The sequence below is a fragment of the Variovorax sp. P1_G12 genome, from assembly GCF_056405555.1.
The window spans coordinates 1-7,729 of sequence record NZ_JBFUBW010000074.1 but is presented as its reverse complement, the minus strand read 5'-3'; the positions used below and the strand labels follow the sequence as shown (position 1 = coordinate 7,729).

Sequence of the window (7,729 nt, the reverse complement as noted above, 5' to 3'; positions counted from 1 at the left end):
CGCCGCAGATCCTCTGCGGTGGCCGTGTCGGGGGAGCGTTGCAGAAAGCCGGCGAGGTACCGAACCGCGCGGACGTAGGCAGCCTGGGTCTTGGGTCCGAGCTTGCGCATGCGCATGTCGTCGAGCATGCGCTGACGCAGCGCAGAAACCGCTGGTGTCGAAGGGGTCATGATCGTGCTCCTGTCGAAGAACGAGGCCAATCGCCTCGCTCCTCAACATAGACAGGGACGCGATGATTGCCAGACCCACTGGCCTCTGCGGCGGGCTACCGCGCGAGCGGTTTAGTCCTTGGGCCCGAAGCGGAAGTTGCCGCCCCGTGAAAGCGGCCATTCGCCGACCCGTTCCGGTAGGTGCCCTTTGAAGCAGTTCAAGCCGCGCGCAAGCGGACACGCAAGCCCAATGGCCGTTGCCCGAACGTCGTGTGCGTTTCCTACTGCAGTTCCATAAACGAGATGAAGCCTTACCAGAAGCGCAGCACTTGGTACGTTGTGCCGGAATCCAAGCAGGGCAAGGACGGTCACAAGCATATGATTGACTCGCGTTGAGCGCGTTGAAGACAGTCTTGAATGGCAGCGTGGACGCGAAAAAGCAAAAGGCCGATGGCGGCGGCGCCGCTTCGGTCGTTGAACTCTGACTGACTTCGCAGAACGGTTGGCCCTCCCGAGTGGCAGAGCTGGCGCGGAGCGTCGTAGTGGCGTCAATGAATGCCTTCGCATCGGACTCACTTGCCATCGAAACCTCAGTCATCTGGCTCGCGGTAGGTCTCGAACGTGCGCTTCACCAGAGCGCGTAACCAACTCACTGCAGGGTCGTTGTTAAACCGAGGATGCCAGTGCTGGCTCAGCGCGAACTGGGGCAACTCGACCGGCGGCCTCAGAATCCGCACCGTGCCGTACTTTGCAAAGGCGCTTGCAAGCTCCATGGGCACGGTCGCGATAAGGTCCGGTTGCTGCTCGAGCAGAAGCGGCACAACAAGAAAGTGCGGTGTCGTCAGGAAGACGTTTCGCTTTATGCCTTGGTCTTCGACCAGCTTGTCATACGCGGTACCGGGCTTCCCTTCAAGGGAGACCACTATTTGGGGCATCTGCTGAAACTGCTCCATCGTCAAGCTGTCACCAATCAACGAATTGCGGGTGCTCACGATGGTGACGAACGTGTTAAGAAATAGGCGCTGTCGATACAGGCCTTCTGGGGCTGACCTGATTGAGCCCAGCGCCAAATCCACCTCTCCGGAGGCGAGCAGTCCCTCAATCTGCTCGATGGGGACCTGCACAGTGCGCACCGTGCAGTGGGGCGCCTCCTTGCGCAGTTCGGTAAGAAGGGGCGGAAGGAATACCAGCTCACCGGCGTCGGTCATCGCGAACACGAATGCTCTGCGCGAGCGCGAGGGGTGAAAACCTGCTTCTGCCAAGACCTGCTGCCGGACAGCTGCCATGATGCCCGTGACAGGTTGGCGTAGCAGCTCCGCTTTACGCGTTGCGACCATGCCCTTTGACGACTTCACGAACAGGGAATCGTCGAAGAACGTCCGAAGACGCCCAAGAGAGTGACTGATTGCGCTCTGCGTTGTCCCCAGGGATTCCGCGGCGCGCGTGACGCTTTGCTCGCGCAGCAGGGCGTCGAGGACTCCCAGGAGGTTGAGGTCCAGTTGCTTCAGGCTTGAGTCGATAGGGGCCATAGGGGCTAGGGTGCCGCGCTCCGGCATGAATGGTGCTCATTCTACGCATGAGCGTCATGGCGTTGCCTCATCTGTCGACCGCCCTTATCGTCTGGCTCCGCTACGTGGAAGCAGACCAAATGAGACAAGCGCAGGCCCAGAGTTGGCCGCGGAAGGGCCAAACATGAGATTCGCCGAACTGCCCGAAATGGAGCCGGCCGGCCTGGACTACCAGGCCATCGAGTTCGACTTTCAGCGGTCTCCTGACCAGGGAAATGCCACCCCCGTGCAAAAGCCGGTGGTTGTGGTCGGCGCTGGGCCGGTCGGTTTGAGTCTCGCCATTGACCTAGCACAGCGGGGCATCCCGGTCGTCTTGCTCGACAACGACTTCAGGCTCTCGACCGGCTCACGTGCCATCTGTTTTGCCAAGCGGACGCTGGAAATCTTTGACCGGCTCGGCTGTGGCGAACGGATAGTCAAGAAGGGAGTGGCTTGGAACCTTGGGCGCGTCTTCTTCGGCGATGAGCAGATTTACCAGTTCGACCTGCTGCCAGAGGATGGCCATGAGGGGCCAGCCTTCATCAATCTCCAGCAGTACTACGTCGAGGGCTATTTGGCTGAGCGCGCTGCGCAGCTACCACTCATCGACGCTCGTTGGCACAACAGGGTCTTCAACGTCGAGCAAAAGGAAGGCCACGTTCTTGTCACCATCGACACGCCTGTCGGTCCCTATCAACTAGCTGCCAACTACCTGGTTGCCTGTGATGGGTCCCGGTCGGCAGTGCGCCAATTGATTGGCGAAGAGAGCAAGGGTCGCGTGTTTCGCGACAGGTTCCTCATCGCCGATGTAAAGATGAAGCTCAAACAGCCCGCTGAGCGCTGGTTCTGGTTCGACCCTCCGTTCCATCGCAAGCAAAGCGTGCTGCTTCACATGCAGCCTGACGGCGTTTGGCGAATCGACTTCCAACTGGGATGGGACGCGGACCCGGACGAGGAAAAGAAGCCCGAGAACATCATTCCCCGGGTCAAGCAAATGCTCGCAAACACCTCGATGAGGGATGCCGAGTTCGAGCTAGAGTGGGCGAGCGTGTACACGTTCGCTTGCCTGCGCATGGACGAATTCAGGCACGGGCGAATCTTCTTCGCGGGTGATGCCGCGCATGGCGTGTCGCCCTTTGGAGCCCGTGGTGCCAACTCGGGCGTGCAGGATGCCGAGAACTTGGCGTGGAAGCTGGCTGCCGTCTTGCAAGGTCGCGCGTCGGATGCGCTGCTGGACAGCTATGCAGCGGAGCGCGAGTACGCCGCCGACGAGAACATACTCAACTCAACCAGAGCAACCGACTTCATCACGCCCAAGAGCGAAGTCAGTCGACTCTTTCGAGACGCAGTCTTGGAGCTTTCCAAGAAGCACCCCTTTGCGCGCACGTTGGTCAACAGCGGACGACTTTCGGTGCCCTCGACCCTTCGCAACTCATCCCTGAACACGCCGGTAGCAGACGGTGCTTGTGAGCGAATGGTCCCCGGTGCGCCGTCAACTGATGCGCCGGTACGGTTACCTGATGGCAGCCCTTCCTGGCTGCTGCGTCAACTCGGGCCAGACTTCACCGCGCTTGTCTTGATAGATGGCAGCGAGGAAGAGCATCTGGCGAGGCTTCGCGACGCCGCAGGAACAGCAGGTCAGATGAGCGTGCTGGCTATAGCGAGTGTGCCAGGCGTCGTCGCCGATTTGATTGACGCCGAAGGTCTCGTTGCAGAGCGGTACGAGATGCGGCCCGACACCGTACTGCTCCTGCGTCCCGACCACCATGTTTGCGCAAGAGGCAGCCTTTCGGACTTGGCCTGGCTGGCGTCCGCGCTGCAACGCGCGCTCGCGGTCCATTGAAAGAGCTGCATGGCACTGACTACCTCCCCCAATCTGAGCTCCCCCGACGAGTTCTACCAGGCGCTCATTGAGGCGCACCAAGACCTGCCGCTGGCGCAGAGCCAAGCACTGAACGCGCGGCTCCTGCTGCTGCTTGCAAACCACATCGGTTCGGTCGACGTCCTGCGTGAAGCGCTTCACGCCGCGCGCGGCTAGCCCCGCTGATTTCAATTTACCAATGGAGACGACATGAATCGGACAAAACTTTCACGCCGCAGCGTGTTGCGGGCAGGCCTGCTCGCCACCGCCGTGCCGGGCCTGGCATTCGCGCAGGACAGCCGCACCATCGAATGGGTCGTTGGCTATGCCGCCGGCGGGGGCTCGGATGTCGTAGCCAGAACGGTTGCGGATGCCATGAGCAAGTCGCTAAGCCAGACCATCGTTATTAACAACAAGCCGGGTGCCGCGACCAACATCGCCGCAGGCTACGTAGCGAACTCCAAGGACTACGGACACGTCATGCTGTCCGCTGACTTTGCGACGTTGGCTGTCAATCCCTGGTTGTTTGCTAAGTTGCCCTACGACTCGGTGAAGGACTTTCAGCCGGTGGGCATGCTCGCACGGTTCCCCCTGCTGCTGGTGATTAGCCCGAAAGTGCCAGCGAAGAACCTCACGGAGTTTCTCGCTTGGGCCAAGGCCAACGGTCCAGTGGCCTATGCGTCGGCCGGCGTCGGAAGCCCACACCATCTGGCGGCAGAACTATTCCGTGAGCGCACAGGCCTGAGTCTGCAGCACGCGCCGTACCGGGGCGCCGCTCCTGCTGTTCAGGACTTGCTCGGCGGCCAGATTCCGTTCGGTTTCATCGATACCGCCAGCGTACAGCAGTACGTCGCCGCCGGGAAGCTTCGCGCCATCGGCGTCGCCAGCCCCTCTCGATTGGCCACGATGCCCGAGGTCCCGACTATCAGCGAGCAAGGCATCAAGGACTTCACCGCCTATGCCTGGCAAGGCCTGGTAGTCCCGACAGGCACGTCCCCCGACGTCGCCTCGAAGCTGAGCAAGGCGCTCCAGGAGGCGTTGAACTCCACGCAGGTGAAGGCGCGCTTTCAAGCTCTCGCGCTCGAAGGCATGTCTGGCACGCCGCAACAAATGACCGCCTACGTCGACGCAGAGCGCGAACGATGGGGCAAGGTCATCAAGGCGAATTCCATCCGCCTCGACTGAGCTCCCGAACTCGCGAACACAACAACCCATAGGAGACAAAGTGATGATTCTTTCAGTTCAAGACTCTGCAGAGCGCGCCTCGCTGCACCCAGGGCGGAAGCGCTCTTCAAAGCGACCCCATACATCTGCAAGGCACTGGGCACTTGCCGCGCTGAGCGCGCTCACATTGGCAGCTTGCGGGGGCGGCGGCAGCGGCGGATTCCCGGTAGCAAGCACCGCAAACACACCTGCCACAGCGACCACACCGACCACACCGACCACACCGACCACACCGACCACGACGGCCACCCCGAACGCGTTGCCGACGCCCGAAGCCATGAAAGCGACCTGCGCTTCGATAGTCGGAAAGAAATTCGCTTCGGCAACCGTGACCGCGGCCAACCGCATTGAGGGTGACGCCACTCTCGGCACCACGGGCATGTGCCAGGTACTGGCGACCCGCGCCCCCTACCTTGACATAGAGGTCGTGGTCCCAGACAACTGGACTGGGCGCTACTACCAGCAAGGCGGCGGAGGCTTCGACGGGGCGATTCGGTCGGCCTTCACTAAAAACAGTGCAGGCGCAATCACAGAAGTCACATACGCCGTGAAAGCCCAAGCAGCCGTTTACGCGTCGTCAAACGGTGGCAATCGCGCCGGAGTTGCTGGACAGGCTGCGCCAGCGGTCTTCTTTGACGGCACAGAAGCTGGAAAGCAGTCCATGGCTGACTACTCGTATGCCTCGCTCGGCACTACGTTGTACTTCGCCAAAGGGGTGATTCAGGAGTTTTTTAAGCAGGATGCGAAGTATCGGTACTTCGTTGGATGCTCGAACGGAGGTCGCAACGCTGCGATAGCAGTTCAACGTTGGCCTGAAGAATTCGATGGGGCCGTATCCGGATGCTACGGTTTCAGCATGCCTGGGCAGACGGTCGCGTGGACAAGCATGGCAGGTCTGGCTGGAACCTCTGCAATGCCGAGTGCCGCTCAGTGGAGCGCCGCGTACAAAGCAGCAGTGGCCTCCTGTGACATGGCCGACAACTTGGCTGACGGTGTGATTTCGAATTACACGAGGTGCACCTTTGACCCGTCAACTCTCGTCTGCGGGCAGCCTCTGGCAAGTACTGACCCAGCGGTCTGCTTGACTCCGACGCAGCTTCCGACGGTTCAAAAGCTATTCGCGGGAGGCTGGACGGATGCGACGGGCAATGCGATTTACGCTGCCTATGGCTGGGCCAATGCGAATCCCGCTTCCTTCGGTGGCCTTGGCGGTGGATACGTCGCCATGGCAACAGGTGATGCGTCGTGGCTGACCGCAGCAAAGCAGGCGACCTTTGACGTCAATGTGGACTACGGCCCAGTTGCGGCCGGCCTCCAGGCTGTCGGCGCGGATGTGGACAAGATTGCCATCGCAAAGTTCATCGCGAGCGGAAAGAAGTTCCTCACCTACCACGATGGCGCTGACGGGCTCTTGTCCGTTAACGAGCACACTCGCAACCTGAACACCGTGTACTCCATCGCCAAAGGCATGGGGCTAGCTGACCCCTCGGCTTCTAGCCGTTACTTCATCGTTCCTGGCACCGGCCACGGTGGGTCGCAAGCTCTGACTCAGGTCAGGTGGGATGATGCGATTGTGAAGTGGGTTGAGGCCGGCTCTGCACCCACGCAGCTCGCCTTTAACAGCAAGACGACTACTGGAGCCGCAAAATCCATCCCCGTTTGCCAGTATCCGCAATATCCGCGCTACATCTCGGGTGGCGATGTCAACAGCGCGGCTAGCTATACCTGCACGGCTCCGTAATGAACGGTGAGTAGACGGACCAAACGAAGCGCAGCCCGGCCTGAAGTGGCGGCTAGTGCGTAAGTACCTCTTCCACGGTGAAGCCCTCGTGGACAAGACCAGCCACTTCCAGGCTGGCGACATAGCGGAAGCCTCTGCGGACAAGAGTCCGCCGTGGTTTCCGTAGGTCGTCGAGCGGATGGAGCTACTCGAACAAAAGGACGAAGGGGCAAAGAGCTTCCTCGCCGCCTCTGCCAACGAGTTGAGCAAGGTGCTGCCAGGTCGCGCCGCGAAGGCAACGCCGGACATGACGGGTACAGGAGTTAACACCAGAGCATCCACTCAAGCCGCGGCGCGGGTCGACACTTCCAAGGGACCAACGGACCGGAAACTGACTCGGCCAACGCCTTCGCCTACTGTGCTTCATTCCACGAGCCGCTCCTTCTAGAGGGGCTCTTTTGCTTGGGGGGCGATTGGAGGGGGTTTGACTCACCCCAGATGTGCGAGCGCCCGGCGATGGTCCGCTATCGGGCGGATTGAGCCTCGCCTGCGAATGACAGGTTCTGGCCGCATTCTGACCCACGGCAACGCAGCTCAGCGCAGGACCAAAGTGCCATCGACCAGGTCGAACGCTTCGCCGTTCATCGCTGTAATCGTCCCCTCAAAGAGCAGGTCGAGCTTGTGCTCTAGGTCCCAGTGCGGGTTGACGTACACGCTTGCGATGAGTTCGGGGTCCACCACGAGGGCGACTGAATCCACCTCGCCCATGACCTGGTCTCTAGTCAAACCCGCAGGAACATCCCAGAAGTCGAGCCATTCAGCTGCTGCGAGCAGAAACAACATTCGATTGGATGACCGCGATGGTCGTAGCTCTTCCTCCCAAGCCGTCGTCGGCGGGTGGGACTGGTTCGACCAGGCGTCGCGGGAGTCTTCGTTGCGCATGCCGTTTAAATGTCCGCCATCGGCGAGCCACCGGGAGTTTTGATGTCGCACGGATGTCCCACGAATTCGTGAGCTTCTTCACGAGGATTGGTCAAGGGTATGCGATCAATGAACCACGTCCTTGAGCCGCGGTCTGTGACCTGACAGCCTACGTTCCCACATAGATGAACATGGGAACGTAAATGACAGACGATTTGGAAGCCCTCAAACGCCGGCTGGTGGTGGGGCACAAGAGCGACGGACGCAGCGTGTACGACGAAGCGGCGAAGTCGGAACTGGTGGCACT

Annotated in this window: 8 protein-coding genes; 4 read left to right on the top strand and 4 right to left on the bottom strand. The window is 60.7% G+C overall.

Going from position 1 to position 7,729, the window contains the following annotated elements; genetic code table 11:
- A partial coding sequence (locus AC1D2O_RS37365; RefSeq protein ID WP_478158897.1) for a phage integrase N-terminal SAM-like domain-containing protein occupies nt 1-170 on the bottom strand: 170 nt, incomplete at its 3' end.
- A 569-nt stretch (nt 171-739) separates the two neighbouring features.
- Entirely contained in the window at nt 740-1,678 is a 939-nt protein-coding gene (locus AC1D2O_RS37360; protein WP_477649908.1) for a LysR family transcriptional regulator, read from the bottom strand.
- Between the two features lie 163 nt (nt 1,679-1,841).
- Here AC1D2O_RS37360 and AC1D2O_RS37355 point away from each other — a divergent pair, with 163 nt between their 5' ends.
- From AC1D2O_RS37355 to AC1D2O_RS37345, 3 genes are read left to right on the top strand one after another with little or no spacing between them, the layout of a single operon-like run.
- Complete coding sequence (locus AC1D2O_RS37355; RefSeq protein ID WP_477649909.1) at nt 1,842-3,539, top strand: FAD-dependent oxidoreductase; 1,698 nt, start codon at nt 1,842-1,844, stop codon at nt 3,537-3,539.
- Between the two features lie 9 nt (nt 3,540-3,548).
- Entirely contained in the window at nt 3,549-3,734 is a 186-nt protein-coding gene (locus AC1D2O_RS37350; protein ID WP_477649910.1) for a DUF2783 domain-containing protein, read from the top strand.
- Nucleotides 3,735-3,767: 33 nt separating this feature from the next.
- A complete protein-coding gene (locus tag AC1D2O_RS37345) occupies nt 3,768-4,742 on the top strand; it encodes a Bug family tripartite tricarboxylate transporter substrate binding protein (protein ID WP_477649911.1) in 975 nt (324 codons plus the stop codon).
- Between the two features lie 57 nt (nt 4,743-4,799).
- Here the strand turns inward: AC1D2O_RS37345 and AC1D2O_RS37340 are convergent, their stop codons facing one another.
- Nucleotides 4,800-5,123: a hypothetical protein gene (locus AC1D2O_RS37340; protein ID WP_478158896.1), complete on the bottom strand. Its 324-nt coding sequence runs from the start codon at nt 5,121-5,123 to the stop codon at nt 4,800-4,802.
- On the opposite strand from AC1D2O_RS37340, the gene AC1D2O_RS37335 reads away from it, so the two are divergent.
- Nucleotides 5,110-6,522 carry a tannase/feruloyl esterase family alpha/beta hydrolase gene (locus AC1D2O_RS37335; RefSeq protein WP_478158895.1) on the top strand — a complete coding sequence of 471 codons (1,413 nt, stop codon included), beginning with the start codon at nt 5,110-5,112 and terminating at the stop codon, nt 6,520-6,522. The two genes, AC1D2O_RS37340 and AC1D2O_RS37335, sit on opposite strands and share 14 nt — an antisense overlap.
- A gap of 573 nt (nt 6,523-7,095) precedes the next feature.
- On the opposite strand, the gene AC1D2O_RS37330 is transcribed toward AC1D2O_RS37335, so the two are convergent.
- A complete protein-coding gene (locus tag AC1D2O_RS37330) occupies nt 7,096-7,443 on the bottom strand; it encodes a hypothetical protein (RefSeq protein WP_477649914.1) in 348 nt (115 codons plus the stop codon).
- Nucleotides 7,444-7,729: the final 286 nt, after the last annotated feature.

What these genes read in the sequence shown, in the direction of transcription:
- AC1D2O_RS37345 (WP_477649911.1), top strand. Translation starts at nt 3,768, where the DNA reads ATGAATCGGACAAAACTTTCACGCCGCAGCGTGTTGCGGGCAGGCCTG.
- AC1D2O_RS37350 (WP_477649910.1), top strand. Translation starts at nt 3,549, where the DNA reads ATGGCACTGACTACCTCCCCCAATCTGAGCTCCCCCGACGAGTTCTAC.
- AC1D2O_RS37360 (WP_477649908.1), bottom strand. Translation starts at nt 1,678, where the DNA reads ATGGCCCCTATCGACTCAAGCCTGAAGCAACTGGACCTCAACCTCCTG.
- AC1D2O_RS37355 (WP_477649909.1), top strand. Translation starts at nt 1,842, where the DNA reads ATGAGATTCGCCGAACTGCCCGAAATGGAGCCGGCCGGCCTGGACTAC.
- AC1D2O_RS37330 (WP_477649914.1), bottom strand. Translation starts at nt 7,443, where the DNA reads ATGCGCAACGAAGACTCCCGCGACGCCTGGTCGAACCAGTCCCACCCG.